Annotated in this window: 3 protein-coding genes; all 3 read left to right on the top strand. The window is 45.0% G+C overall.

Going from position 1 to position 1,973, the window contains the following annotated elements; translation table 11 throughout:
• Positions 1–796 (top strand): RHS repeat-associated core domain-containing protein (locus tag ACK59H_RS22860; RefSeq protein WP_409264981.1); only part of this gene is annotated, 796 nt, incomplete at its 5' end.
• Complete coding sequence (locus ACK59H_RS22855; RefSeq protein WP_409264980.1) at positions 771–1,334, top strand: hypothetical protein; 564 nt, start codon at positions 771–773, stop codon at positions 1,332–1,334. The genes ACK59H_RS22860 and ACK59H_RS22855, both read left to right, overlap by 26 nt.
• A 346-nt stretch (positions 1,335–1,680) precedes the next feature.
• On the top strand, positions 1,681–1,973 hold a 293-nt coding region (locus ACK59H_RS22850; protein WP_409264979.1), incomplete at its 3' end, for an HNH endonuclease.

Raw genomic sequence — 1,973 nt, 5'->3', positions numbered from 1 at the left:
GGAGACGCCAGGACAAAGCATCTTGTACCTGTACGAGCCGGGGAGCTATGCGCCGTTGGCGCAGGTCGATCAGGCGGAAGGAGAGGAGCAGAAGGTTTATTACTTCCATACTGACCAGATTGGCACGCCGCTGGAGCTGACGGACAGTGATGGCGAGATCGTTTGGCAGGCGACGTATCGCTCATGGGGCGTAATAGAGAGTCTGCCGATAAGTGAGATCGAGCAGAACCTGCGCTTCCAAGGACAGCACTTTGATGATGAAACCGGACTGTATTACAACACGTTTCGGTACTATGATCCGGAGTGCGGAAGGTTCTCTACGCAAGATCCAATTGGGTTGGAAGGAGGGTTTAATCTCTATTTATATGCTCCTAGCCCTATTCTCTGGATCAACCCAATGGGGCTGGCAACGTACAACACGATGCCGGGCATCGAAGGGTTTCAAAAACACCATACTATCCCACAGCAACTAGTGAATCATCCTGTTTTAAAAGCGTTAGGTATGAATATACATGCGTTGAATAATATAATATATCTCCCTACGCATGAGGAGTTTCATCCTACACGAACTATTCATAGAGGATCCCATCCAGGGTATAGTCGCGATGTAAAAGCAAGTTTAAATGAGGTGGAAAAAGTCGGGCGCCAGGAAAAATGGACGCAAGCCCAATACAAGGCAGCTGTTGATGATATTATTAGTGAGAATCGTCAGGGGTTGCGCAAGGGTCAAATAAAGCTTAATAAAAATTCAATTAGAGGGGGGCGTGTTAATGAAGTTGCTCGAGCCTGTGGATAGTTATCCTGAAAAATATTGGCTTTCCTATGATCATGGGTCCAGCATAGATCACCTGAGCTTTCAAGAATGTAAGTTGATTTCAGGTTCTGATTTGTCTGTTCGACTTTCACTCAATAAAAAAGTTGGTTTGAGTGCGTTTAGGAAGTTTGATTATCTTTTTAGTGATGGACCTGACATCGTAACGTCAAGGCTTGTTGATATTTTTGTTGCGATGGGGCTTGAAAGCGAAATCCAGTTTATTCCTGCGTGCGTTGCGATTAATGGGGATTTATATAATGATTATTATGCAGTAAATTATTTGATGTCGGAAAGCGCTTTTGATATGGAAAGGTGCGTTTATAAGCCCTTAATAAAATCATTACCCGATGGACCAAAAAGATTCAGTAAAATCGTTCTTCAGGATATCGAGCCAACTCATTCGATTTTCCGTGCACTGGAAAGCATGTCGCGCATTGTGGTGTCGGATCGGGCAGCTGAGTCGCTTCAGAATAAATCTGTGATTGGTATTTGTTTTGTTGAAGGTCGGAGTGATATGTGAGCTTGTCCTTTCTAATAGTTTTTCTCGGATGAATGGTAGCAAACAACCAGGGCAGCCTGGTTGTTCGCTTGGATCTAACGGAGGTGGATTTCCTCGCCACCTAGACGATTACGTCACTGCTGTTAGACTACACTCATGATCCGATCTACCGCTGTCACCAGTGCGGCCCGATGGATGGGCGCAAGCTCAACTACTTGTATAACGGCAGCGGGCACTTGCACCAGTTGGGTCTAGCGGAATGGGTTTAGTATTTAAAATAAGATAACAAAGTATTTTTTTGGAGGAGGCTGATAACGAACACTTATTTCCCGTAACTGGGAACCAGAAAAACATTGTAACGATAACGATGCAAGGTTCCAGAGGTCGAGACTTCACTCAAGCTTTCAAAGAAGCTGGCATTAAAGCTTCTGATCCTGCAGTAGATGACTATACATGGCACCATGTAGACGACTTTGATCCTAAAACTGGTAAGTCGACTATGCAGCTCGTTAAGACCTCAGCGCATGAAGCGACTTTCCCTCACGGTGGTTCTGTTTCGCAATTTGAGAAACATTTTGGGTTGCGCTCGGGGGATTATGGTAAGGCAGAGGCAATTGCGATTTCTCATGATAAAGGTTGGCTTAAAGGTCGGGCACCAAA

Origin of the sequence: Pseudomonas sp. KCJK9000, assembly GCF_046230725.1 — a bacterium.
Classification (GTDB): domain Bacteria; phylum Pseudomonadota; class Gammaproteobacteria; order Pseudomonadales; family Pseudomonadaceae; genus Aquipseudomonas; species Aquipseudomonas promysalinigenes.
This window is presented reverse-complemented; position numbering and strand designations above follow the sequence as displayed.

Coding starts and splice junctions, on each gene's coding strand:
- ACK59H_RS22855 (WP_409264980.1), top strand. CDS start 771: ATGAAGTTGCTCGAGCCTGTGGATAGTTATCCTGAAAAATATTGGCTT.